Below are 25,151 nucleotides of genomic sequence, written 5' to 3' on the forward strand. Positions count from 1 at the left end.
GCCTGATTGGAAATCATCTTTTTTGTTTTGCTTACGGAGAAGTGATGACGATATCCCCGAAAGTGATGCAATCGGCAACCAGCAATTGTTCGTCTGGCACAACAGTGACGGTTGCGGAGAAAATAAGGACACCGGCAGAGTTCGTGAGTGTCAGGATGATGACATCAGGCAGGCCGAGACCTGTTTCCGCCAAGGTGAGGGAGTAGGTTACGGTCTCCTGTGCCCCTGTTGCCGTAAATGTTTGTACGCCGGTACCTGTTACGACGAGACCTGTTACGATAGGAAGGATCGGCAAGACGGTAATGCAGGTCGGAGAGCTGATAGTCGTAGGCGAGAAGCTGAAGCTTTGATCGCCAGGGAGTACATCAGGCAATACATTATCAAAGAAATTAAAGGTAAACGAGCTGCTGGACGGATCGCAGCTTGGGCAGATATCTGCGATGAGCTGAATCGTACCAGCGGCGAGTGCGAGTGGGATACCAATCGATACGGAGACGGTTGGTACCAATGCGTTGACGGACGCCTGGCAATCGCAGTTGCGTACTGGGAAGATTGGTGGGCATTGTGGCGGGAATACGATCGGCGGGCAACGGAAAGATGGCGTTGGCGATGGAATTGGAATGTTGTTTGGACGAGGTGCGCAGAATTTCGCCAGTACTTCCAGCTTGACTTCAGCTTCTACCTGGATTTCTACGCAGACAATGACGTCGAGTTGAACCATGCCGCCGAGGAGAACGGTACCGGTCGGTGAGCACTCGAAAGCGCTGATACGGCACAAGATATTGTCCTCATCAAGCGGTTCAGGCAGGCAGAGAACGACTTCCTGATCGAATTGCACTGTCGTTGTGAATTCGCAGAGAGGTGTTCCATCTGCGAAGACACGAACCAGTACAGTGGCTCCGAACACGAAGCGAACGACCCCGACCCGAACGGTGGTCCCACCGACTGTAATGTTCTCGCGGCGAATACTGACGACTCTGCAAGTAGGACCAGGAGAAACTGGCTCAACGCAAGAGAGTGTGATATCTTGCCCTGCACGAATGGCAGCGTCTACCAGAGCTTGACAATCGTCGGGAAGGGCAATCTTGTTTCGGTAGCTGTTCGCTAATACTACCCAGTCATACACCTTGTTGACGCGAATGCACTCTTCCTGCAGGTTGTTCGATATAGGAGGAGTTGCTGTAGGCGTCGGTGTAGGGAGCTGGCGACCCATAATGGGCTTCACGTGATGTTTCACCGTAAGAATCCTTCCTTTCCTAGGGAGTTTGCTTTGCAGTTACATACTATGTGGGCAACGGGAGTTTGGCATGTTGAGCATGCGCCTATTTTTTAGGTCACTATCTTGTCAGAAGGGAATTTGAAATTTTTGAAAGTACCAATTATCGTCGAATTTTCTTTGGGCAGTGTATCGAACACGCTGAGCGGCAGCCCCGCAAGTCAGCACATCATCCGTGATTTCACTCGCATTTGCGTAGAGTACAAGTTTTTTCGCTGCCTCAATCCGCTGCTCGTTAAAATGGCTGTACGCCATTCGAAGCATATTGTAATAAATGTGCTCATGCGCAACTGTGTAAGGGTGAACTTGCCTAAATAAATGTAAGATTTTCACAGATGGCTGGACCATACACGTATATCCGAAGAGCCACATTTTGATGGAAAACTCGATATCTTCAAATCCCCATATGCGAAAACCGCGATCAAAACCCCCAACTTTCATAAAAGCTTCTCTGGTGACCAGGAAGCATCCCCCAGGCAATATCGCAACCGGCGCTGGGCCATTTGGCTTTGGATACCAGGTGATCTCGAGCTTTTGATTCAGATTTTGCCCATATCCAATTTTATGTGGCTCCGTCATGGACGCGATTCCAGGAGCAACGCCATCTGCTTTTTTGGTAAGAATGAGCTCCATCATGCGATCGATCCAAAAGTTTTCAAAAGACAGATGGGCATCGCAAAAAATGAAGTAGTTCCCACGGGCATGATCCACGCCCAAGTTTCGTGCTGCTGCAGCACCAATACCTTCTGTTGTGATTAATTTTATTTTTTCATTTTGCCCTTGGTCTTGTAAAAAGTAACAACCGTTATCAGTTGAGGCATCATCGACTACGATCACTTCATACGGATACGTGGTTCTTGTATTTAAAAGGGAAGTGATGGTAGAACGCACATTGTCCCCCTCATTTTTTACAGGAATGATAATGGAGATCAGGGGCATTTGTGAGGTGGGCATATAACCACTCCTTTCTGTAGCATCGTATGCGCGAAGTGCTTCTTCGGAACGGTCATCGGCAAAAATGTTCACTTTGGACACTGGGCATTCATACAATATCGCGGACTCAGGAAAGTGCGTGAGGAGAGATGGGAATGGATGTTGAGGTATATTACAGTGGTCAACGTGGCGGGACCATGCCATACGCGGCTCTGCCAGCGTTTCGTTTGTTTTGCAAGAAAAATGGTTTTCAATTGAAGTGGGATTCGACGAATAACAGAATTGACTTGGATTCGGGGTTGAAAGGAAAAGTTTGCGCTCTTTTTACAGGCGTATCTGCAGGAACAACCGCCTACGAGTGGGAGGTATTGGGGAACGTACAAAAATTTCTCTCTGACAGCGGGATGGAGGTTGTCTTAAGCCAAAACAATTCGACTCTGGCTAAAAATACGGATGTCGCCATTCGTTTCAGTTTGAAGGAAATGCGAGTCCTGGAAAAACCCAGGCTGATTTTCTTTCAGTTGGAGGACGAAAAGCGGCAAGAGCTGGTCAAGTGTTTGCGTGCAGAAATGCAGCAGTCAGGAATCCCGTGTCACTATAAAGTAATCAAAAACCAAAAGCAACCAGCAATCGTTCATATCCAGTTGCAGTTGCCGCTTTATACAGAAGTGAACAAGCGTAAGATCTATGCGGAAAAAATTGCGCTTCACTTAGCGTCAGGGATTTTGGAGTATTTTCAAAATGGATTACACATTCAACCAATGGCGTTTTTACCACCCAATATTTTAAAGCTGTTTTATTCTACGATGCTCTTTACCTCTGATAAAGAGAGTCAGCAGGACGCAGACGAAAAGCCATTGGCAGAGGAACAAAGCTCGATTCAGGAAAGTGATCAGCCGAGTAATGAGGCAAGTGATTCAAACAGTGAATCAAACAGTGAACGGGAAGAGTTTTTGATCTTGGCAGAAGAAGAACTGCTGGAACAGGTAGTGACCGTTCATCCGATCGAAGAAGTGCCTGAACACGTTGAATTGCGTGCAGCGGCAGAAGTGTATTTTGATTACACGTTGATTCACTCCGAATCAGTTGAGAAGCCGTACCTGTTAATTGGTACACTCCAGGTGAAAAATACGGGGAACGTTGAACTGAACAATCCAATCGTTTGCTTGCGCGTCTCTCCTGTCGATTCGATCAAAATGGGAGGGCAGGTATTGCCTCCGAAGCTCGTGGAGACGATGGCCGTGCAAGGTACATCGGGCATGAAAGGGTGGAGATACTTAGAAGACGATTGGTTTGCCCAAGCGATGGAGAGAGGGGAATATTGGATAGCACCGATCCAGCCTGTATCCATTCCGCCGGAATCGACGGAAGCGTTCCAAAACTTCCAGATTTCTTTTATGAAACAAGAAGCGGGGAAGGGAATCGTTGTCGAGGGTGTCGTGCTGTGCAACGATCAGACGGTACACTTTTCAGCCAATAATCGGATCGCCGTGTCTTTCTAATATGGAAGAAAAGCCACCATTTCAGTAGAAATGATGGCTTTTCCGTTCCGCGTCTCTATTTTTTCAAGAACATTTGCACGAACGTTTTCCCGTGCGGTCCGCCATTTACGACAGCAATGGCTACGTAATCGTATGTTGGACTCATAATATTGGCCTTGTGCCCGGAGGAATTCATGAACATTTGATGAGCGCTGCTTACAGAGTAGTTTTGGGCAATATTTTCAGCAGCAGCTAAATAGCCAATACCAAAAGTGTCCATCATTTGGAACGGAGAGCCGTAAGTGGGAGAGGTGTGGCTAAAGTAACCTTTGCTTACCATCTCTTGGGCTTTCACGCGTGCAACTTTCACCAACTGCATGTCCACTTGATAAGGTGCGAGTCCACGGCTGATGCGCTCTTGATTCACGAGCTGAACCATTTCTTTTTCCTCAGCCGTCAATTCAGCGGGAAGAGGAACCTGCGTGCCGGCACCAGGGTTTTGCGGTTGCTCAGGCTTGCTCGGTGTTACAGGAATCGTTGGATTTGTTGGGACGGTTGGCTTCGTATCTGGTTTAGGCTGTACTGGATTGCTCTTGTATTGTGTTTGAATCGCAGTGTAGGTTTTGGCGTCAGCTTCACCGGTCAAGGGTTGTTTATTGCGCGACTGGAATAGCATGACGGCAAAGCGAGTAGATTCATCGTAATGACCCGAAGCAGTTACTTTGTATCCGAGGCCAGCGAGCATCGTTTGCAATTCCTTCACGCTATCACCGCTAGCACCTAATTTCAGTGTAGTGTTATCATTGGACTCATTTGGCTCGGATGGCTTGGAAGGTGTAACTGGTGGTGTAGTCGGCTTCTGATTGTGTGCTTTGTACACGCTCTTCAGTTTATCGTAAGTAGCCTTGTTCACAACTCCTGTTTGCTTGAGCTTGTATTTTTTCTGAAACGCTTTGACGTTATAAACCGTGTTGCTGTTGTAGATCTTGTCCACTACCAGCTTGTAGTCGTAATGGAGTGCATCGAGCATCTTTTCCATTTCAAGCACCCGCGAGTTTTTCATCCCTTTTTTCAAAGAGGTAAAGCTTGTTTTTGCAAATGCAGGTTGTCCGATCATGGTAACGAGGACGGACAGGGAAAGGATGGTTGCAATCTTCTTCATATTGCGATTCATCTCATCACGCCTTTCTCTGGTTTGTCGCACCACAATGGTACTAAATGTGGAACAAATGAGAAAAGCACAAAATATTGGAAAGAGGTGGAGGTGGAATGTTTGACCTCTCTTGGATCGACCTAATCATCCTTGTGTTGGCAAGCTTTCGTCTGACGCATTTGATTGTTTTTGATGAGATCACGTCTTTTCTGCGAAACCCATTTTACCAGGTGTTATATGTACCCGATGAGTCGGGGCAAATGGTTCGGGACCTTCAATTTAAAGGCGGGAGGGTGCGCCAATGGATAGGCAGATTGTTGAGCTGCCATTGGTGCGTGGGAATTTGGGTGGGCGCTTTGATCGTTGGGTTGTATATGTATGTACCAGCCGCCTATCCTTTGTTGCTCCTGCTTGCTATAGCCGGAGCGGCGGCTGTCATTGAGACGAAGCTATACTCAAATTAAAAGGTTAGCTCCTTGCAAATGCTTTATAAACAAGTACTTCATCATGGGATAGCGGAATGATCTCTTCTGCCATGTAGCCTCCCACCATTCTGTGCTGGGCTTGAGGTGTGGTCGGAGCGGAGACACTGGACGAAGAAATGTCCACTCGATGCATCGTCGCTCTGGGATCGAGCGGGATTTCAAGGGCGAACGTGGGTTTGTCGACGGTATAGCTTTTTACGCCTACCCCATTTACGAGGGCAGTGAGCACAATCGGCTTCGCCAACCTGGCAGTAGAGCCCGGGACTCTTCCCTTTACCAAAAGCATTTGGGCAGGTGCAGAAGGCACTGATTCAACGATAACGCGCAAGACGGGAGGCGCCCATAAGTCAACACTGCGATTCATGCTTGAGATGCGGGACGTCGTGGAAGGGAATGTTTTATACAGTTTTAAAAGGTTTAGTACACCCATGCCTTTGTAATGTGGAACGTACGAAATCCAGTGGCTTGGTATCGAAGCATAATTTTTCGCCAGCGATCTTAATACTTCAGGTACACCGATAGAATGCCATTGTGTAGCTGATTTGCAGGCACCGTGGATTCGTGCACTTCCCAAATACTGGGCGATGTAGCCAATCGGATAAAATTTGGCGATTCGCATCCAGAGGTCGTAGTCCATGCAAAATTGAAGTGTTTCATCGACACCCCCCATATGCCTGAAGACGTTGGCTCTGATGAAAGCGGAGGGCTGGCATATACAGCAGCTTTGATACAATTTCTTGGCGTCAGCTGGTTCTGATGGGTAACTGGAGGATATTTGCCCATATTCATTCGTGACATGGCAATTGCCGTGAAGCATTCCCCAACTCGGGTTGGACGCAAAAGCATGAACAGTTGCTTGGATGGCGCCAGGTACATACATGTCGTCTGAATTCAGCCAGCCGATGATTTCCCCTCTTGCCATTGCAAGGCCTTTGTTAAGTGCATGAGACTGTCCGCGATCCGGTTCGGAAATATAACGGAAGCGCGGATCTTTTTGTGCATATTCTTGCAAGATGGAGAGCGTATCGTCAGTAGAGCCTCCGTCGACCACGATATGCTCAAGGTTTAGATAGTCTTGGGTCAATATGCTATTTATTGTCTCACGAATAAACCGGCCTTGGTTGTAAGAGGGGGTAATGATACTCACGAGAGGTTGGTGTGGGTGGGACACGAGATTCACTCCCATCTTTCCATCATAAAAATGCATGCACTACCTTCAGACTATGAAAGAATGGAAAATCGGGTACACAAGCATCGTTGTTCTTGTGCACCCGATTCCATTTTACCCGGATATTACAAGTAGTCTGGAACGATCCCTGGATTGCGGAATATACGGAGCAACTCCGCGAGACAGTTATGGTCGATCTCGCTGCCTGGAATGGCTCTTGCCACGAGGCTGATGCGACCTGCATCGTAATTGTTTATTTTGCCAGAAGGGATGGTTCGAATCGATTCAGGAATAACTTCAAACAACGTGCTCTTCAGCATCTCCGCAATGCAAAGTACGGATGGCAACCACCAAGTGGTATCGTCCTTATAAATCCGGTTCATTTGTCCAGGAGCTCCGTTGTAGACCATGATCGATTGGTTCGTATCCAAAATACAGGCAGTTTCCAACAAGAGGTGCCCACCTGGTTTAATCACGCTTCTGCATTGCGACAATGTCCACATCGGATCGCGCAGATGATAGAGCAGACCAAGATGCTGGACGACATCAAATTGATTATGCCGAATTTGATGAGGGAACGGCAGTGGTTCTGAAAAATCGTCCATCAACAATACTTGCAGCCCCTCCCATAGTTTATAAGGGCTGGTATTGTACAGCGGTAAAACTTTGCTTTGCAGGATGTTCTTGCAAAACTCAAAATTCAAATAGAGTGGCTGCATACAGTCTGTAGCCACCACAAGACTTGCCCCTCGTTGCTCCGCTTCAAAAGCCCACATACCGTCAAAGCTAGCGAGATCAAGGACGCGTTTCCCCGAATATTGGATATATTCTCTGGATTGTCGTGTCATATTCCATACATTTTCCAGAAGCGAAATCCCGGGAGTGACGATACCGGGTCTCAGTGCGATTTTATGGTACCATCGCCGTTTGTTGATCTCATCGAGGATTTCCTGATCTGTCCAAAATCTTCCCATCGACATGTCCCCCTTCATTGCATAGTGCTTGCCCTATACGATATGTACGGACAATACTGGGGGGAATGATGTAAATGCATTAATTTTGTCCTAATCACGTGGATTGTTGCTTGCCAACAAGCAGGTTTTCGGAAAAAAGGCATATGCCTGTTTCTCGTTGTCTTTCACTTACATAAAGTATGGGGAGTAAAGGAGGCGGAAAGAGTATGCCCTTACCCATTGTGATCATCCATCGCGGAGACGATGATTATCTCACATACAGCTTGCAGCAAGCGAAAAGAAGTAATCCCCATTCCCCTGTCTTTCTAATAGGGAATGGAGGAAACAGGAGGTATGCTACGAACGGCATCATTCACGAGATGATAGACGATTATATGCACGCCGCCATTGAAATGACGAGAGTCTATAAACATATTCATTTCATGCCCTTTGAATACAATTTGTTTTGTTTTCAAAGATGGTTTATTTTGTTGGCGTTTATGGAAAAGCATCAGATTCCGAAATGCTGTTATATCGATACGGATGTCATGCTGTTTACCGACGTGAACCATCCGCGCTTTGACAACTTTACGATGGAATTCGTATGGACCAATTTCGTAGACAGGCAGTGGCTGGAACAATATTGCGAGTTCATGAGGTCTCACTTTGCCAATCCTATTGCATTCGCGAAAGTCGTCCAGTACACGATGCAGAGAAAGGAACATGTAAGATTCAATCAGCCTTTAATTACTGATATGGTGCTGGCCTTGCTATTTCTTTCGCATTTCAAGAATTACCAAATCACGAACGGCTTGTTTCATGATGGCATAATTGATGGGAATATTCAGCAGGCTACATCGGTGGAGAATTTGTACGGCTATAAGAAAATTTACTCGATAAACGGTATCTTGTGCTGCAAGGATAAGGCAACGGGCCGATATATGCCGTTGTTTTCTCTGCATTTTCAAGGACACATGAAGCACTTTATGAGGTTTTTCACGGCTCCTTATCTCCCACAAGCGGGTTCTTACATTTTCGATTATGTTTCGAATCGTTGGATTCAGTTTTTATAGGCTTCTATCATCTCTCGTGTTATTTGACCATTTTCATTGGACGATAGAGCATCGACTGCGACAAACGCATAAGATGGTGCATACAACACGATAAACGGATAGAGGTGGCCTGGGTGAAACTGATATTACTATCGGGTGGTTCTGGGAAAAGGCTGTGGCCGCTCTCCAATGATGTCAGATCCAAACAGTTCTTGAAGTTGATAGGCAATGCACATGCCCAACCGGAGGCGATGGTTCAACGAGTGTGGAGGCAGCTGACCTCGCGCAATTGGTCGGAGCCTGTTTATATTTCAACGGGCCGCTCACATGTTGATTTGCTTCAAAGCCAACTAGGTGAAGGCGTTCCCTTGATCGTGGAGCCTGAGAAAAGGGATACCTTTCCTGCCATTGCTTTAGCGGTTACCTATTTGTATTCTGCTTTGACAATGGACCCGGATGAGGTCATAGCCATCATGCCTGTCGATCCATTCGTTGAGGATCGCTTCATGGACAGGATCAAGGAGCTGGAGAATGTCATACTCAAATCAGGCGCGAATCTTGCATTAATCGGAGTGAAGCCTACGTATCCATCTACGAAATACGGCTACATTGTTCCACAGCTAGAATCAGAATCGAATCAGGGGGAAAGGCCTCATGCCTATCAAAAAGTAGAAAGCTTCAAAGAAAAGCCGTCACTTGAGCAAGCGCAGGATTTAGTAGAAAAGAAGGCCCTGTGGAATTGTGGAATTTTTGCTTTTCGATTGGGCTATCTGATTCGCGAATTGGAGCAAAAAGGTTTGCCTACTGAATACAACCGCATGCTTGAGCAATATAGCCAAATGCCTGCCATCAGCTTTGACTATGAGATCGTAGAAAAGGCAGAGAAAGTAGTCGTTCTCCCGTATGACGGATACTGGAAAGACTTGGGGACGTGGAATACGCTCACGGAAGAAATGAGCGGGAAAGCAATGGGTAAGGTCTTGCTTGATGAGAGTTGCACGAACACGCACGTTATCAACGAGTTGGACATACCTATCGTGTCCATCGGTCTGTCGGATATGATCGTGGCGGCTAGTCCTGACGGTATCCTTGTTTCTTCCAAGGAGCAAAGTCATATGGTCAAAAATTTGGCTTTGGATTGGACAAAGCGCCCAATGTATGAAGAGCGGCGCTGGGGATGGTATCAGGTGATGCATTTTCAGAAGAATGAAGACGATGTGGAAGTATTAACGAAAAGAATCCGTATATACGCCGGGAAAAATTTGAGCTATCAGTATCATCACTATCGTAGTGAGGTATGGATTATCGTAGAGGGCTGCGGCGAGTTCATCTTGGATGATCAGCTGAGCCAGGTTGAACCAGGTGACGTATTGCAAATCCCGGTAGGAGCCAAACATGCAATCAAGGCGACGAATGAGCTGGAATTCATCGAGGTACAGATGGGAAGTCAGTTGATAGAAGAAGATATCGTACGACTCGGAATGACTTGGACCGAGATTCTGAAGCAGATTGCGAACCAAGGTGATCACGATGATTGATCCAGCGTTCTGGCGAGACAAAAAAGTATTGATCACAGGTCATACGGGTTTTAAAGGATCTTGGTTATGCTTATGGCTTCATCACTTAGGGGCGAAGGTAACAGGGTATGCGCTGTCGCCGCCGACAAATCCGAGTATTTTTGAGTGTGCCCAAATTAGCTCATTGGTTGATTCAATCATTGACGATGTCAGATCGAAGGAAAGTGTTCAAAAAGCGATCAACCAAGCAAACCCGGATATCATCATCCACATGGCCGCTCAGCCGCTGGTGCGTCTATCGTATCAATATCCGGCGGAAACCTACGAAATCAATGTCATGGGTACGGTGAATGTACTCGAAGCGGCGAGAGTGGCTGTGCAAAACGGAATGAAAATCAAAGCGATCATCAATGTTACGACGGATAAGGTTTACGAAAATCGGGAATGGGTGTGGGGATACCGTGAGCAGGATGTATTGGGCGGCTATGACCCGTATTCCAACAGCAAAGCATGTTCGGAGCAAGTGACTGCCTCCTATCGCAATGCTTTTTTCCACCCCGACCAGTATCACCAGCATGGCGTAGCCATTGCTTCAGCGCGAGCAGGCAATGTAATCGGCGGCGGTGATTGGGCTCTTGATCGCTTGATACCGGATTGCCTTAGCGCCTTAATAAAGGGAGAGAAAATCACCATCCGGAATCCACAAGCGATTCGACCGTGGCAGCACGTCCTTGAGCCACTGAAGGGCTATTTGATGCTCGCTGAAAAAATGTGGGCGAATGGCAAGGATTACGCCCAGAGCTGGAATTTTGGTCCGAATGATGAGGGTGCCAAATCCGTGGAGTGGATCGTCCAGCAATTGTGTGAGCGATGGGGAGCTGGTGCCCGCTTTGAAGCAGAGCGAACCGATCCACAATGGCACGAAGCCCAATATTTAAAGCTGGACTGTTCCAAAGCCAAAAGCGTACTAGGCTGGAAGCCCAACTGGTCGCTCGAACAGACCTTGGACAGTATCATTTCTTGGCATAAGGCTTATCAGCGTAAGCAAGACGTAAGAGAAATCTGTTTGGCCCAAATCGCAGCGTATTCAGATAGAGCCCAGTGAACACCAGGAAGGAGGGCAGCCAATGAAAGTCGTCATCCTAGCAGGAGGGTATGGCACACGCATTGGAGAAGAAACGCATCTTCGTCCGAAGCCGCTCATTGAGATCGGTGATTGGCCCATTATTTGTCATATCATGTCCATTTATTCCAAGTACGGTTTCCATGATTTCATCATCTGTCTCGGGTACAAAGGCTACATGATCAAGGAGTACTTTGCGCACTACTTCCTTCACCACTCTGATGTGACGTTCGATTTTCGTAATGACAATCAGGTCACTTTTCACAACCACAATGCTGCTCCGTGGCGAGTCACATTGATTGATACAGGGAAAGACACAGGGACAGGTGGAAGGGTGAAGCGCATTCACAAGTATGTGGGAAAAGAAACATTCATGCTGACGTATGGAGATGGCTTATCCGACATTGATATTGAACAGCTGGTAAAATTTCATCGCATGCATAAAAAGCTCGCAACGATCACCACGACTCAACCGCCAGGCAGATTCGGAGCATTGGATATTGCCAATGGGAACACCGTAACAGGATTCCAGGAGAAGCCAAAGGGAGACGGCGGGTGGATTAATGCTGGTTTTTTTGTCATGGAGCCGGGCGTATTTGACTATATTGCGGGTGATGAGACGGTATTGGAAAAAGAGCCGCTGGAGGGCTTAGCCAAGGCGAATCAACTGATGGCCTTCAAGCATACCGGTTTTTGGCAACCAATGGATACTTTGCGAGATAAAAACTACTTGGAAGAACTGTGGAAATCCGGAAAAGCAGCATGGGCAACCAGCCGAACTTAAAGGAGGAAGCAGGAGTGGGCGGATTAAACGAGAACAGTGAAGAAGTTTTTTCTCCGATCGGATACGGGGACATCACGATCGATTGTGGGGCAAATTACGGGGTCATTTCTCAAAAAATGGCGGATAAAGGTGCCCTCGTCTTTGCGTTTGAACCGAATCCATTTGTATTTGAGGAATTGAAAAAAAGGGTGGGACCCTATCCCAATGTAGTCTGTATAAACAAAGCGGTTTGGCATAAAAACGACAAGCTGCGCTTGCATTTGCATGATCTTTACCATACGGATCCAGCAGGGTCTGCTTATGCTTCTTCCCTTTTGGCGAATCATCCTGTTACGAATCCCGCTAAGTATGTAGAGGTAGAGGTCATTGATTTGACACAGTTCATCCAAATGCTCAATCGTCCGATCAAATTGATCAAAATAGATATCGAGGGGGCAGAATTTGAACTGCTGGAAAAGATCGTAGAGCTAAATTTACACCAGCAAATAGAAAAAATCGTCGTAGAAAATCATGAATGGCTCATCGAAGGCTTGAAAGCGAAGGCCGATCACTTCCGGATGGTCATGCAAGAAAAACAAATTCACAACATCGATTTGAACTGGATATAAGAAGAGAGACAAGTAGGTGAAGGGGAGCGATCCCAAATGAAGATACTTGTGACCGGCGCGACTGGTTTTCTCGGAAGCCAGCTCGTAAAAGCGCTGCGATTGGACGGACATACCGTCATCATTTTGAAAAGGAGCACCTCCGATTGTTCGCGTATTCAGGACATATTGCCTGATTTGATTACGTATGATACGGATCACGGTCAATGGGAAGCTCCTTTTTTTAAGCAAGGGAGAATCGATGCGATTATCCATACGGCAACCTGTTATGGACGCAACAACGAAAGTAATGCCATGATGGTAGATGCCAATGTGACCTTTCCGCTGAAACTGCTGGATATGGCCATACGTTTTGGCACCCCTGTTTTTCTGAATACGGATACGTTTTCCAGTGCCCCTGTTCGATTATCCAGACATCTACAACCATACAATTTGACGAAGCGTCATTTCAGAGAATGGGGAAAATGCCTAGCATATATGTCTTCCCTGCAATTCATCAACGTCCGGCTGGAGCATATGTATGGTCCCTATGATAATACGAATAAATTCGTTTCTTCTGTCATCAAAAGCTGTCTCGAAAATCAGCCTGAACTAAGGCTTACAGAAGGGAAGCAAGCAAGGGACTTTATTTATGTGGATGATGTTGTTTCCGCCTTTCGTGTGCTGTTGGCGCATGCTGCCTGTCTACCGGCTGGATTTACGGAATACCAGGTGGGGACAGGTACTGCTACCTCGATCCGAGAGTTTGTAGAACTAGTTCATCAGATGACCAAATCAAGCACGGTCCTAAAGTTCGGAGCGATTGCTTATACAGACATGGAAATCATGCATTCACAAGCAGATATTCCACCGCTGCAAGCACTGGGGTGGAATCCTCAGGTGAAGCTGGAGGATGGATTGAGGAAGGTAATGGCTTTCCAATAGCAACGAAACAAAAAACATGGCGAGCCTGCAGCCATGTTTTTTCGTGTGCACTTAGTCGAGGAAGGTTTTGTTCGTGCAGAACAGATCAGCGTGGTAAGGTTTCATTTCGTCCAGTAAATGGTTGTAGTTCTTCACTTTTACCACCGTATTGTCCCGCTTGAAAATATACAGATGGGTAAACAATTTCTCCAGTAGTGTGTATAGCACGAGCGGATGTCTGCCGAAATTTTCTTTGATGCTTTCCGGGTTGAATTCAATAATCACATCCGGGTCCCATTGCTTAAGCGTTCGCATGGCACTTTCCAATACCAGGACTTCCGATCCTTCTACGTCGATTTTAATGAGGTCGATGCGCGATATCATATTCTGTTCTACCCAGTCATCCAGCCTGACACACGATATAAATTGAGTGGATTTCTCCACGTCTTTTGGTTCATGCGGGATGTAAGACCATCCGCCTCCGCGCGGGTCGTCATTAAAATGAATGTTTCCGTTACGGTCCGCTATGCCGAGCTGGATTGGTTCGACATTGGTGATGTGATTCTCGGACAGGTTTCGCAGGAGATACGGATAATTGGCATCCGAGGGCTCGAACGCGTAAACCTTGCCTTGTGGTGTGAGATAGCTCAGGGCGAGTGATATCGCTCCGATGTTCGCTCCGATGTCTAGGCAAATATCGTCAGGTTGTACGATTTTTTTCAGCGGAAGAATGACGTAGTCTTCATAGTATCCTTTGAAGTAGTCAATGTAGAACAGGACGCTTTGATCGGAGTCATCCCCATAGACGGTAAAGGTTTGATTGTCAAACGGCAGGTGAAAGTCAACTTTCTTCATCGAATTCGTTGCTCCTTCAATTGGATTGTAGATCATGATGATGTCATTTCCTATGACGAATAGGAGATCAGGACGAAGAGAATGAACGAATTCCCGTAGTTCCTGGATAGTGGGATAATCCTTCAATAATGGATTGGGACCAATAAAGCAACGAGCATCATCAATCAAAATGACGTGATTTTGCACAGAATGCTGCAGGATGGCAGCAAGTTCCTGCAGGATTGGAGTGTCCAGGTTTCCTTTGGCTGCCTCAGTTGAGCGGGGAATGTAATGACCGTCCAGCCAAAACAGGCAAGGTGTTGTGACAGAGTGCATCAGGTTCGTCAATATTTCTCCACTGTCACCGTGGAGGATATGGATGTGGCGGTCACCAGAAAATTTCTCTTTTGCCGCGATAAACAAAGCTTCATCCAGCTCGATGGAAACGAGCAAGTCGAAATGGTTTTTCATCGCTTGCAGCATGTCGCCCTTAAACGTACCTGTCTCGATCAAGGTGCGTATGCCCATCGTCTTGGCTATATGCTTGATCTTTGACTTTTTCAAATCGGTTGTCGGTGCTTCCAATAGCCAAAAATCCCAAGTCTCTTGTTCTGTTAACGGAAACGGGATTCGGCGCTCCTTCCTCCACGTCTCCCGAATTTGCTGCATGCGTGACATACAAAGATGACCTCCTTTCAAAAGTCATTAGCGTGCGACGGAAGAAAAGACAGCCAGTGTTTCTCGTGCGCATTTCTCCCACGAAAAGTGCTTGGCTTGATGGATGCCTTTTTCAACCAGGTCTGCCCTTGCATCAGGTGACAAATAAAGATGGGCAAGCTTCACCGCGATATCATCGGAAATATTCGGGTCGAAGGTGAGAGCAGCGTCACCCACCACCTCAGGAATGCTCCCTGCATTGGAGCAAACGATTGGAATGTTGGACTTCATCGCCTCTACCAGCGGAATGCCAAAGCCTTCGAAAAGGGAAGGGAAGCAAAGGAACTGGGCATTCCGGTACAAGTACGGCATCTCTTCCTGCGGCACGTAATGGAGCCATTTGACTTGGCTCCACAGCTGGTTATTCGTGATGTAATTCATGACGTTTTGATGAGCCTCTTGTGCAAAACCGGTGAAAACCATGGGAATCCGTATATTGTGTTTATCTCGCAACGTGACGAGTGCTTTGAATACATTCAGGTGATTTTTGTGATGCCAGGTATTGGCGGGGAAAAAGCCGTATTCACTGGGCAACTGATATTTTTGCAGAACCTGCTGGTTGAGTGCCTCGTTATGCGGCAAGGAAAATTCCCGCGAAGCATCCAGGTGGATCGCATGTACTTTATGCGGTGGAAGCCCGAATTTTTGGAGGATCGTTTGTTTGGAAAACTCCGAGAGAGTCAGAACGGCACTGCAACGCTGTGCAGACGATTTGTAGTTGTCTAGTCGCCAGCGTAAGGAATGAGCATCGAAAAACTCCGGGTAATACTCATGTTGGATATCTGGAATGTTGATAACAGAAGGAATTGTGACATCGGGTGGATTCAATACAAGCAGCGGACAAAACCACAAATTCAACTGCAGAGATCTGATCCAGTAATGAAGCATCGCGTGTGCATTACCGCGGTCAGGGACCATGAATTTACGCACATTTTTTTGCGCCTCAAAGGTATGGAAATTGTGTGAGGATAAAAAAAGAAACCACTGATGGCCGTCCCCAGCATTCATCGAGTAGGCCAGCAAGTTCCTGACATACTGTTCCATCCCGCCGATTTTGCCAGGAATCACGGACATCAGGTTTATTCCGACTCTCATGTAGGGATCCTCCCTTGCACTTGAGGATGTGCCATGTACCAAGAGATCGTTTGCTCCAAGCCGGCCAGCAAGGATGTTTGTGCTTCGAAACCAAACAGCTCTTTTGCTTTGGTCACATCCAATAGGCGGCGCGGTTGTCCGTCAGGCTTGGTATTATCCCATTCGATCTCTCCTTGGAAGCCACTTAGCTGCCTGATGATTTCGGCTAAATTTTTTATGGAAATTTCGTGGCCGGAGCCGATATTGACCGGTTCCGATTGTTCATAGCACTGTGTAGCAGCGATAATCGCCTGTGCCGCATCTTCGACATAGATGAACTCTCTCGTCACGCTTCCTGATCCCCAGAGCACGATCTTCTTTTCGTTATTTCGTATGGCATCCACACATTTTCGAATGATGGCAGGGATGACGTGTGAGGTTTCCAAATCGAAGTTGTCACCGGGACCGTACAAATTGACCGGAAGCAAATAAATAGAATTGAACCCGTATTGCTCACGATAAGCTTGCGATTGGACTAACATCATTTTTTTAGCTAAGCCATACGGAGCATTGGTTTCTTCAGGGTAGCCATTCCATATATCTTCTTCACGAAACGGGACGGGTGCATGCTTGGGATAGGAGCAAATAGTTCCAATAGCGACAAATTTTTCGACGCCAAACAAGCGGGATTGCTCCATGAGCTGAGTGCCCATCATCAAATTATCGTAAAAGTATTTTCCGGGATTTTTTTGATTCGCGCCGATCCCGCCGACGACGGCAGCCAAGTGTAGAAGGATATCGGGCCGGAAATCTTGCAACATCTTGTTCACATCATGTTCTTTGCGAAGATCGTATTCATGGCTTCTAGGGATGAAGATATCTGTACAGTCCAACTTGCGCAATTGATGAACGACGTGGCTTCCTAGAAATCCTGCTCCACCAGTCACCACAATCCGTTTTTTCGCCAGATTCAAATTGTGTCAACCTGCCTTTCTCGTCCGCATTCAAATTCGAGGGGATGGGACTCTGCGATTTACCCAACTTTCTAAATGAGGCTTTCCTTTGGAAAAAGCCTGGTAAAATTGGAATTCTTCATACGAAAGAGGAAGGATATCCTCCAGGTGATAACTGACGGATCTCTTGGTTCCCGGAATGCTAGGATGGTCCTGAAGGATCTGCTGGCTGCAAAAAATACTTACCTCGCAAAGCTGACCTTCGGATGTAATCGGGATCACGATTTGAAAACTGGTATGGGTAACCTGAAATTTGTGTATGAGTTTTCCATTCCGCATAACGTGAAAATGCAGAAGAGGAGCAATGTTTTTGTTGCTTCCCTTGAGCAGTAATGCGTGCATCGGTCCTTGATTGGCTTGAATGGTAAGTCGCAAGTTTTGGGGAGCCCATGCATCCGAATAGCGGTTGGATGCGGCAATTTGGGGAGAAGGTCCGAATGCTTGATAAGTTTTCAGCTTGCGAAGAAACCACACGGCTCCTAGGTGAAAATACTTCTGCGTGTAGTATTGGAGCCAGTCATTAGAAATTGTGCCATGATTCCTGACACTCGTTTTCACAATTTCGGAAAACCCTGGCTCCAATTCATATACAAACGTTTTGCACGCGTCGTACAAGCGCGAGTTGGCCAGAAACTCTGGTATCGTTCCGATGGGATAATGCAAAGAGATGCGGTTCCACAGGTCGTAATCCATGCACCAGTCGTGTTCTTCATTTACACCGCCAACTGCTTCAAAGGCATGCTTGCGCAGGAAAGCAGCGGGTTGGCAAATGAGGTTGAGATGAAACAATTTTTTTCTATCAAACTCCATCCAAATGTACGGATACTTTACCTTGTCATTCTCATCAATATGGAGCCCTTTTCCGTATACCACGCCCCAATCGGGATGCTGCTGCAAGGCTGCCACGGCTTTTTGAATGGCACCGGGAAAATACGTATCATCCGAATTGAGCCAACCGATAATCTCACCACGCGCCATTTGCAATCCTTTATTGATGGCATGGGATTGGCCGCGATCTGGTTCGGAAACGTAGCGGAAGCGGTCTGCCAGATGGCTGTATTGCTGCAAAATACTCTGTGTACCGTCAGTTGAGGCTCCATCGACCACAATATGCTCAATGTGGGGATAGTCTTGTGTCAGTACACTTTCGATCGTTCGTTTGATGAATGTTGCCTGATTGTACGAAGGGGTGATCACACTTACGAGAGGAAGGGATTGCATGGACATAAAAAGTTCCCTCCTGATTTTTTCTACTCATCCACTCGACGCTTTCAAGAGCTGTTCTGTTGGCGTAGCACAGAGCGCCAGTAATTCAATAAATCTTCCATCGTTTGCTGGAAAGAGATCTCGGGCTCCCATCCCGTCTTTTTACGAAATAGCGAAGAGTCACCCAATACGATGTCTACATCAGAGGGACGCAACCGTTTGGTGTCTACGTGTATGTCTACCTGCACATCCGTCAGCGCCAGCAGCGTCTTCAACATGTCCTCAATGGTATAACGGGTACCCGCGGATATATTGTATACATCACCTGGCTCGCCTCGCGTAATGGCCAACCAGTATGCCTTGACAATATCCCGTACATCTGTAAAGTCTCGAATCGCGCCGAGATTGCCGACATGTACTTTGGGCTCTTGCAGACCAAGCTCAATCTGGGCAATTTGTTTGGCAAAATTGGAGGTTACATAGCTTTCGCCTCTTCTCGGACCCGTATGGTGAAATGTGCGGGTACGGACGATCGCCAGGCCGTAACTGTGATGATATTGATATCCGAGATAATCCTGGGCAATTTTACTGACTGCGTATGGATTGAGAGGACGGAGGGGGTTAGTCTCCTTAATGGGGATTTCCTCAGGATAAACCAAACCGTATTCCTCACTGGAGCAAGCGATTTGAATTTTGCACGGAACAGCATGGTTGCGTACCGCCTCGAACAAATTTAACTGTGGCACAATATTGTTCACCATCGTATCTGCAGGCGAGAGCACCGAGGTGGGGACGAAGCTTTGTGCAGCCAGGTGAAAAATGAGATCAGGCTTTATTTTCTGGATGAGTTCATTTACAGATTGGGGATCTTTTAATTCACAGTTTTCCATATGCACGCGGTCCATCAGGTGCCCCAGCTGCTCCTTTTTGGCAAGGGACCGGAATGTGCCGTAAACATCTACATCTCCCCGCGACAGTAGATATTCAGCCAAGTGACCGCCGGCAAATCCCGTTACTCCGGTAATCAATGCCTTCATGAGTTGAATCCCCCCTGTCCATGATGCTCATAGCGAAGGATGAACAGCTTAACATATTATGGATATGGAAAAACGTGAAGAAATGGCACGGCGCACAGCTCGTTTCCAAAGGGAATTTTATTGGGATCAGGGCTCGGCACGCACCCATTTGCAGGTCGGATAGTCAAAATACATATAATCGTCTGTGTTCGGGATGTCCTGTGAGCGAAAGGAGGGGATGTATGCTTTTGCAAGTCCTTGAAAATGCAAGGAATGGGCGCTAAGGTAGTCAGTCGTCCCCGTTATTTTGCAATAGAGAGCGCCATCCTTTTGATAAATCTTCTTCTTCCCATCTAGGCTGTCAGCCTGCGGGCAGGTTGGAGCAAAAGGACAGTTGAGATTATGATCGAAAAAGCCGTTGGCAACTATTCCGTACGTAGCTTTGCGACGAAGCACGTAATTGTGAAACAGGATAAATAACACCATGTCAGAAACGGGGGCATCCCCGATTTCTTTTGCGAATTGAAGTAGGGTCTGGTAGTAATGAGGGTCACGATAAAATTTGGTCAAGTATTCGCAAAATTGATTGAGTTTATCCAGGTGGCATACGGTCGTCCAGGTATACTCGAACGTAAAGTCATCGAAATCCTCATGGTCTCGTTTGCTGATGTCTGTGTACAGCATCACGTCGGAGTCCAGGTAACAGCAACGTTCTATCCCTTGACTCCTCATAAAATCGCGCAAAATAAACCAGCGTTGGAAGCAAAATAAATTGTATTCGTAGGTGTTGGAAGTGGAGTGCTTGTAAACATGAGAGAAAACTTGGGCGCTTTGGTAGTAATGACTCAACAGGAAGTGCTCTGTATTTTCTTTAGAAAGATACTTATTTTCAGGGCTTCCGATAAGTATGATACGAGAAGAAGGGTTGCTGTATTTTGCTTGTTGCATGCATATTCCTACATGATCTTCAGCTGTTCTGTGAATAAACACGATGGGCAAACTCACGATACACATCTCCTCTGTCTTGCAAAATACCTGATAGGCTCCTATTGGTAAACTTTATCCTAATATATGTCCCGAAGAGGGCCTTGAAACGGCAGGCGCCTCTTACGTGGAACATTTTGTATGAAATGCATGCAAATAGCCTGTTTTGCAGCCTGTTCATTGAATGACCAATCGTATTTACAAAAAGAAAAATAAGATAGTTAAAGACGGACGTTGTGAATGGAGGCAAGGGGAGAATGGATGTGTTAAACCGATATGAAAAACGTGTGTACTCCCAAAATGGAGAAGACGGCATCATTGAAGAAATATTTTCGCGAATCGGAACTACGAATCGCTATGGTGTAGAATTCGGAGTTGGAGATGGCTCGGAATGCATGATGAAAAATCTCGTCGCGCAGCATGGATGGAGCGGATTGGTGATGGAAGGAGATCTGAACAGTTGCAATAAAATGTCTGCCGACTATGCTATCTATCCCCAAGTCATCATCAAGAATGAGTTAATCACGAGAGAAAATATTGCTCGGTTATTCGAAGAAAATGGTGTCCCAAAGGAATTTGATCTGCTGTCTATCGACATTGACGGCAATGATTACTGGGTATGGCAAGCTCTTTCTGCTTACACCCCGCGACTTGTCGTCATTGAGTACAATGCGGCTTTTCGCCCTCCACAAAAAATGGTGATCGTGTATCAGCCTGATTTTAAATGGGGGGGCAATACCTACTATGGTGCCAGCTTGAGTTCCTTGGCCATTTTGGGAACCAGCTTGGGATATGCCTTGGTGGGGACAGATTCAAAGGGTGTCAACGCTTTTTTTGTAAGACGCGATTTGCTTCTCCAATCCGGTTTTCCTGAACGAACACCAGAAGAAGCTTATCATCCTCCTCGTTACGGAACAGTCGAGGGGGGACATCCTCAACAATCCGGCCCTTATTTGGAAATCTAGTCCATACTAGAATCCGAGCAGCTGCAAGACAGCTTGTTTCAAGGAGGTAAGCCTTTCTTGGCTATCCTGATTACTCGTTCCTTTTACTCCGATATAAATTTTGATTTTGGGCTCCGTTCCTGAGGGTCTGACACAAAACCACGAATGATCGTGGAAAAAGTATTTGATCGTATCCGAGGCAGGCAAGGTGAGCGGTGTGGATGTACATGTCTGACAATCTGTACGGATTCCGTTGGCATAATCTTCGATGGCTATGATGGGGTGGGAGGCGATTTGGGAAGGTGGCTGACTGCGCAGGGAAGACATCGTTGCCGATATTTTTTGCATACCATCTCCTCCTTTGCACGTGAAAGAAATGAGCTCTTCCGCATAATGACCGTGACAGTTGAATAAGTCATTCAGTGTGTCATCGAGGCTTTTGTGCATAGATTTGTAATACGCGCACATGTCAGCCAGCAACAAAGCAGTTTGTACGGCATCCTTATCCCGGACAAAATCGCCGATTAAGTATCCGTAGCTTTCTTCGTAACCAAATTGGAAGACGTACGCTCCACTTTTTTTATAGGCTTCAATTTTTTCGCCAATATATTTGAAGCCTGTCAAAGTGTCTTCTGTCGATACACCGAAGTCTGTCGCGATGGCCCTGCCCATTTCAGATGTGACGATTGTTTTCAATACAATGCCGTTGGAGGGGAGCTCCCTCTTTTTTTGTTTGGTTTCCAGTAGGTAATGAAGAAGCAAGGCTCCCAACTGATTCCCTGTCAGGACACTGTAGTCTCCTGCCTGATTTTTGACAAGCACACCTAAACGATCTCCATCAGGATCCGTCCCCATAATCACGTCGGCATCCACCTGTTTGGCGTATGAAATCGCTAATCGAAAGGCTTCAGGCTCTTCGGGATTAGGCGAGTCTACGGTTGAAAAGTTCGGATCGGGGACAGCTTGCTCTTCAACGACACGTACTTGTGTATACCCGAACAATTTCAATCCACACGTGATGGAGTCATACGTTGTGCCGTGCAAGGGAGTAAAGACGATCTTCACTTGCTCCCGGATCGCAGGAGATAAGTCTGGATGGACGCGCAATTGCTTTACTTTTTCCAAATACGCATGCAAGAGAGAATCGTCAATGTAGTGGAGAAGTCCATTTTTGTACAGCTCTTGCTCATCGGCTGGGGTAATTTCGAGTTCATTTCCGGCTGCAACGATATGTTCCATCAGTCGCTCGGCTGTCGCGAGTGTAATTTGTCCCCCGTCTGCCCCATAAATTTTGTAGCCGTTATATTCGGGAGGATTGTGGCTTGCTGTAATGACAATGCCAGCACATGCACAAAAGTGACGGACAGCAAAGGAAAGCAGAGGGGTAGGAGTCAGCTGTTTGAATATACATGTAGTAATCCCGTACTGACCGAGAACTTTGGCGGTTTCCTTGGCAAACAACTGTGAGTGCTTCCGTGAATCATAGGCAATGACGACTTTTTTGACGGACAGATCCGGGTTTGCTTCGAGCAAATAAAGAGCCAGCCCTGCGGTTGCTTTACGAATCGTGTATAAGTTGATGCGGTTTATTCCCGGCTCCATGACCCCGCGCATGCCTCCGGTTCCAAACGCAATTGGGGCAGAGAAGCAATCCGCAAGCTGCTTTTCATCAGCATGCATGGCGGTTAACTGCTGACGAAGCTCTGGATCGAGGGATTCACACTCGTTCCAGCGTGTGTAGTGTGCGTGCCAGTTTGCATTCATGTAGAGTTCACTCCCGCGTGTAGAGTACGACATCATTTACTAGGGTATTAACGGAAGGGTAAGTGAGTGAGTGGATGTGAGTAAGACTGGAGGATGTGAGTCTAACATGAAGGTGGATTGGCTGATTGTCGGAGCTGGATTTACGGGTGCTACACTCGCAGAGCGGATTGCCAATGAGCTTGATCAGAAAGTGTTAGTGGTAGAGGGGCGCAATCATATCGGAGGAAATGCCTATGATTGCTATGATGAGCAAGGGGTACTGATTCACAAATACGGTTCGCATACCTTTCATACGAATTCCAAGCTGGTCTGGGATTATTTGTCGCGTTTTACCCAGTGGCGGCCGTACTTTCATGAGGTGCGTGCCTATGTCGATGGCATAAAAATACCGTTGCCTTTCAATCTAAATGCATTGTCCGCTTTGTTTTCCCCGCAATATGCGCAGAAACTGGAGAGCTTACTGATCCGTCAATATGGATTCGGGGCGAAGATTCCGATTCTGAAGCTTCGGGATAGTGCACATGAAGAGCTTGGTTATTTGGCTGAGTACATTTATCAAAAAGTATTTCATCGGTATACGATCAAGCATTGGGATTTGAAGCCGGAGGAGCTGGATCAGTCTGTTTCCGCAAGGGTTCCTGTGTATATCAGCAGGGACAATCGGTATTTTCAGGACACGTATCAAGGAATTCCGTTGCACGGCTTTACGACAATGTTTCATCGCATGCTCGATCATCGGAATATAAAGGTGCTCCTCAATACGGACTACCAGGAAATCGCGGATGAAATCAGGTATAAACGAATGATTTACACAGGCCCGATCGATTCCTTTTTTGGCTATAAGCATGGGCAGTTGCCTTATCGAAGCCTGCGCTTTCATTTTGAAACGCATCAAAAGGCATGGTACCAAGAAGTGGGGACTGTCAATTATCCAAATGAGTATGATTTCACCAGAATCCTCGAACAAAAGCACCTCACAGGTCAAGTCGTTCCTCACACAACCATATCCTTCGTATACCCACAGCCGTATTTACCTGGCGAAAACGAGCCTTATTATCCAATTCCTCGCAAGGAAAACAGCAAACGGTACAGCCTCTATAAACAAGAGGCGGAGCAAATACGCGATCAGGTGCTTTTTGCCGGGAGACTCGCGGACTATCAATATTACAACATGGATCAAGCAGTGGCGCGGGCATTGACCTTGTTTAAGCAGATTGTCACAGAATAGTTAGGAAGGCTTTTCTTTCGGAATGAGCTCGTTCACATAGATCCATCCCTCGGGTGTGTACACAAAAACAGGCTCGTACTCGTCGCCCCACAGTTTCAAGATTTTCGTAAGGATGTACTTTCTTGCTTTTGTCCATTGCGGCCAGTTTCTTGTGTGGGAATTGTTGCTCTTGTGAATCAAATAATGATAGAGGTTCGCATCGACCCAGTGAATATCACCTGTTCCGATCAATTTTAATAACATGTACTTGTCATGAGAAAACCTTCCTTGCATCGGATCATCACATTCAAATCCACCGACATCACGAACTGCTTGTGTCCGATATAAACGAGGCCAAACCATCGGAGCTTCTAAGTAATAATACTTGTCTTCATAGATCGGAGGCCGCATGATTTCGGACAGTTCGCGCTTGTCACCCACTTCCTTCCAAAAAACAGTGTTGGAGAACACAACGTTTGTGGTTTCGGGCTGGCGTTCCATTTCATCCAACAAAATTTCTAAGGTCTTTTCGTCGAACCAGTCATCCGAATCAAGTGAGACAAAGTAGGGCGTGTCAATTCGTTCAAGAGCAGCAGCCATTGTTTTGCCGATCCCTGAATTTTCAGGGAGTAGCACGTAGTGAATGCGGGGATCATCGAGGTACTTTTCTACGATTGTCTGTGTGTGGTCAGTAGATGCGTCATCTACAATGAGGAGTTTCCATTCCTTGTGCGTTTGGTTCAACACACTTTCGATGGCTGTGGGGAGATACTTCTCCCGATTATAGGTTGGAATCACGACAGTAATGAGCGACATGGCGTTTCATACACCTCTATCTTTGCAACTGGTTGTTTTCATTAGTGTATGATGTGCTTCCATTCTTGACCTAACGAAACTCGTTAAACTGAACGTATGAGCATAATCCGGCATAAGCTTAAGAGATATGCAAGGGAACAATC

The 25,151-nt window shown here is 46.7% G+C and carries 23 protein-coding genes; 10 read left to right on the top strand and 13 right to left on the bottom strand.

Features of this window, described 5'->3' with window-relative positions; translation table 11 throughout:
* Positions 1-31 precede the first annotated feature (31 nt).
* Positions 32-1,237 (bottom strand): hypothetical protein, encoded by a 1,206-nt coding sequence (locus tag ACKKE8_RS09930; RefSeq protein WP_409178029.1) that lies wholly within the window; start codon positions 1,235-1,237, stop codon positions 32-34.
* Between the two features lie 108 nt (positions 1,238-1,345).
* Entirely contained in the window at positions 1,346-2,230 is an 885-nt protein-coding gene (locus tag ACKKE8_RS09935) for a glycosyltransferase family 2 protein (protein WP_409178030.1), read from the bottom strand.
* A gap of 134 nt (positions 2,231-2,364) precedes the next feature.
* Between ACKKE8_RS09935 and ACKKE8_RS09940 the strand changes: the two genes are divergently transcribed.
* On the top strand, positions 2,365-3,711 hold the full coding sequence (locus ACKKE8_RS09940) for a hypothetical protein (protein ID WP_409178031.1): 1,347 nt from the start codon (positions 2,365-2,367) through the stop codon (positions 3,709-3,711).
* Positions 3,712-3,766: 55 nt separating this feature from the next.
* Here the strand turns inward: ACKKE8_RS09940 and ACKKE8_RS09945 are convergent, their stop codons facing one another.
* On the bottom strand, positions 3,767-4,864 hold the full coding sequence (locus tag ACKKE8_RS09945) for a peptidoglycan-binding protein (protein WP_409178032.1): 1,098 nt from the start codon (positions 4,862-4,864) through the stop codon (positions 3,767-3,769).
* A gap of 95 nt (positions 4,865-4,959) precedes the next feature.
* Here ACKKE8_RS09945 and ACKKE8_RS09950 point away from each other — a divergent pair, with 95 nt between their 5' ends.
* Positions 4,960-5,307 carry a DUF1360 domain-containing protein gene (locus ACKKE8_RS09950; RefSeq protein WP_409178033.1) on the top strand — a complete coding sequence of 116 codons (348 nt, stop codon included), beginning with the start codon at positions 4,960-4,962 and terminating at the stop codon, positions 5,305-5,307.
* A 4-nt stretch (positions 5,308-5,311) separates the two neighbouring features.
* Here the strand turns inward: ACKKE8_RS09950 and ACKKE8_RS09955 are convergent, their stop codons facing one another.
* The gene (locus ACKKE8_RS09955; RefSeq protein ID WP_409178034.1) at positions 5,312-6,499 is read right to left on the bottom strand and encodes a glycosyltransferase family 2 protein; all 1,188 of its coding nucleotides are present in this window, start codon (positions 6,497-6,499) and stop codon (positions 5,312-5,314) included.
* A gap of 122 nt (positions 6,500-6,621) precedes the next feature.
* Positions 6,622-7,470 carry a DUF1698 domain-containing protein gene (locus tag ACKKE8_RS09960; protein ID WP_409178035.1) on the bottom strand — a complete coding sequence of 283 codons (849 nt, stop codon included), beginning with the start codon at positions 7,468-7,470 and terminating at the stop codon, positions 6,622-6,624.
* A 206-nt stretch (positions 7,471-7,676) separates the two neighbouring features.
* Between ACKKE8_RS09960 and ACKKE8_RS09965 the strand changes: the two genes are divergently transcribed.
* The 6 genes from ACKKE8_RS09965 (at position 7,677) to ACKKE8_RS09990 (ending at position 13,454) form a co-directional block, all read left to right on the top strand.
* Complete coding sequence (locus ACKKE8_RS09965) at positions 7,677-8,522, top strand: hypothetical protein (protein WP_409178036.1); 846 nt, start codon at positions 7,677-7,679, stop codon at positions 8,520-8,522.
* A gap of 113 nt (positions 8,523-8,635) precedes the next feature.
* Positions 8,636-10,039: a sugar phosphate nucleotidyltransferase gene (locus tag ACKKE8_RS09970; RefSeq protein WP_409178037.1), complete on the top strand. Its 1,404-nt coding sequence runs from the start codon at positions 8,636-8,638 to the stop codon at positions 10,037-10,039.
* Positions 10,032-11,123: a CDP-glucose 4,6-dehydratase gene (gene rfbG / locus ACKKE8_RS09975; protein WP_409178038.1), complete on the top strand. Its 1,092-nt coding sequence runs from the start codon at positions 10,032-10,034 to the stop codon at positions 11,121-11,123. Before ACKKE8_RS09970 ends, rfbG begins: the two co-directional genes overlap by 8 nt.
* A gap of 22 nt (positions 11,124-11,145) precedes the next feature.
* Complete coding sequence (rfbF, locus tag ACKKE8_RS09980; protein ID WP_409178039.1) at positions 11,146-11,925, top strand: glucose-1-phosphate cytidylyltransferase; 780 nt, start codon at positions 11,146-11,148, stop codon at positions 11,923-11,925.
* Between the two features lie 14 nt (positions 11,926-11,939).
* Positions 11,940-12,533 (top strand): FkbM family methyltransferase, encoded by a 594-nt coding sequence (locus tag ACKKE8_RS09985; RefSeq protein ID WP_409178040.1) that lies wholly within the window; start codon positions 11,940-11,942, stop codon positions 12,531-12,533.
* A gap of 36 nt (positions 12,534-12,569) precedes the next feature.
* Positions 12,570-13,454 carry an NAD-dependent epimerase/dehydratase family protein gene (locus ACKKE8_RS09990; RefSeq protein ID WP_409178041.1) on the top strand — a complete coding sequence of 295 codons (885 nt, stop codon included), beginning with the start codon at positions 12,570-12,572 and terminating at the stop codon, positions 13,452-13,454.
* A gap of 51 nt (positions 13,455-13,505) precedes the next feature.
* On the opposite strand, the gene ACKKE8_RS09995 is transcribed toward ACKKE8_RS09990, so the two are convergent.
* From ACKKE8_RS09995 to ACKKE8_RS10020, 6 genes are all read right to left on the bottom strand, one after another.
* Positions 13,506-14,945, bottom strand: a complete 1,440-nt coding sequence (locus ACKKE8_RS09995) for an FkbM family methyltransferase (RefSeq protein ID WP_409178042.1) — start codon at positions 14,943-14,945, stop codon at positions 13,506-13,508.
* A 27-nt stretch (positions 14,946-14,972) separates the two neighbouring features.
* Entirely contained in the window at positions 14,973-16,079 is a 1,107-nt protein-coding gene (locus tag ACKKE8_RS10000; RefSeq protein ID WP_409178043.1) for a glycosyltransferase family 4 protein, read from the bottom strand.
* Entirely contained in the window at positions 16,076-17,032 is a 957-nt protein-coding gene (locus ACKKE8_RS10005) for a GDP-L-fucose synthase family protein (RefSeq protein ID WP_409178044.1), read from the bottom strand. The genes ACKKE8_RS10000 and ACKKE8_RS10005 overlap by 4 nt, the downstream gene beginning before the upstream one ends.
* Positions 17,033-17,062: 30 nt before the next feature.
* Complete coding sequence (locus tag ACKKE8_RS10010) at positions 17,063-18,298, bottom strand: glycosyltransferase family 2 protein (protein WP_409178045.1); 1,236 nt, start codon at positions 18,296-18,298, stop codon at positions 17,063-17,065.
* Positions 18,299-18,342: 44 nt separating this feature from the next.
* Positions 18,343-19,314, bottom strand: coding sequence for a GDP-mannose 4,6-dehydratase (locus ACKKE8_RS10015; protein WP_409178046.1), 972 nt, complete (start codon positions 19,312-19,314; stop codon positions 18,343-18,345).
* Between the two features lie 126 nt (positions 19,315-19,440).
* The gene (locus ACKKE8_RS10020) at positions 19,441-20,307 is read right to left on the bottom strand and encodes a hypothetical protein (protein ID WP_409178047.1); all 867 of its coding nucleotides are present in this window, start codon (positions 20,305-20,307) and stop codon (positions 19,441-19,443) included.
* A gap of 227 nt (positions 20,308-20,534) precedes the next feature.
* Between ACKKE8_RS10020 and ACKKE8_RS10025 the strand changes: the two genes are divergently transcribed.
* Positions 20,535-21,242 carry a hypothetical protein gene (locus ACKKE8_RS10025; RefSeq protein WP_409178048.1) on the top strand — a complete coding sequence of 236 codons (708 nt, stop codon included), beginning with the start codon at positions 20,535-20,537 and terminating at the stop codon, positions 21,240-21,242.
* 6 nt (positions 21,243-21,248) lie between these two features.
* On the opposite strand, the gene ACKKE8_RS10030 is transcribed toward ACKKE8_RS10025, so the two are convergent.
* The gene (locus tag ACKKE8_RS10030) at positions 21,249-22,985 is read right to left on the bottom strand and encodes a phospho-sugar mutase (protein WP_409178049.1); all 1,737 of its coding nucleotides are present in this window, start codon (positions 22,983-22,985) and stop codon (positions 21,249-21,251) included.
* Positions 22,986-23,091: 106 nt separating this feature from the next.
* On the opposite strand from ACKKE8_RS10030, the gene glf reads away from it, so the two are divergent.
* A complete protein-coding gene (gene glf, locus ACKKE8_RS10035) occupies positions 23,092-24,213 on the top strand; it encodes a UDP-galactopyranose mutase (protein ID WP_409178050.1) in 1,122 nt (373 codons plus the stop codon).
* Here glf and ACKKE8_RS10040 read toward each other — a convergent pair whose 3' ends face one another.
* On the bottom strand, positions 24,214-25,008 hold the full coding sequence (locus tag ACKKE8_RS10040; RefSeq protein WP_409178051.1) for a glycosyltransferase family 2 protein: 795 nt from the start codon (positions 25,006-25,008) through the stop codon (positions 24,214-24,216).
* Positions 25,009-25,151 lie beyond the last annotated feature (143 nt).

The sequence above is a fragment of the Brevibacillus fortis genome (assembly GCF_046196545.1).
GTDB lineage: Bacteria > Bacillota > Bacilli > Brevibacillales > Brevibacillaceae > Brevibacillus > Brevibacillus fortis_A.